At 51.8% G+C, this 596-nt stretch carries 1 protein-coding gene; it reads left to right on the forward strand.

Going from position 1 to position 596, the window contains the following annotated elements; genetic code table 11:
• A partial coding sequence (gene tnpC / locus ACE419_RS11530; RefSeq protein ID WP_435722083.1) for an IS66 family transposase occupies window positions 1–596 on the forward strand: 596 nt, incomplete at both ends.

A 596-nucleotide genomic window follows, 5' to 3' on the forward strand; every position in this document is an offset into this window, starting at 1 on the left:
CGCAGCGGCAGTTACGCTGAGGCACTGCTCAAGGATTTCCACGGCGTCCTCGAAACAGATGGCTACACTGGCTACCAGAAAGTATCCTGTAGGGAGCATGCTTTCTGCTGGGCGCATGCTCGGAGGTACTTTGTAGATGCCATCCCGCCAGGACTTGCTGAAGAAGATATTCTGAGCAGCACTTGCAAGCAGGCCATCGAGCGGATCGACGAATTCTTTGCGCTCGACAAGGGGCTTGCAGAGCTCTCTGCTGACGAACGAAAAGCACAGCGCTTGCAGCTTGAAAAAGACAAGCTGGAGGCTTATTTCGCATGGCTGGAAGACATTCAGCCAAAAGTCTTGCCAAAATCCAAGCTCGGCAAGGCCATCCAATATTCTCTGAGTCATAAAGATGGGCTGCAGGCTTATCTGCAGGATGGCAACATTGCGCTCTCCAATAACATCTGCGAACGTGCCATCCGCAACTTCACCATTGGCCGCAAGAACTGGCTATTCAGCGACAGCCCGAAAGGCGCCGACGCCAGTGCCGCTGCTTACAGCATTCTCGAGACCGCTAAAGTCAACGAGATAAATCCATACAAATACTTTAAATATCT

It is taken from the genome of Mitsuokella apri (assembly GCF_047974105.1).
GTDB lineage: Bacteria > Bacillota > Negativicutes > Selenomonadales > Selenomonadaceae > Mitsuokella.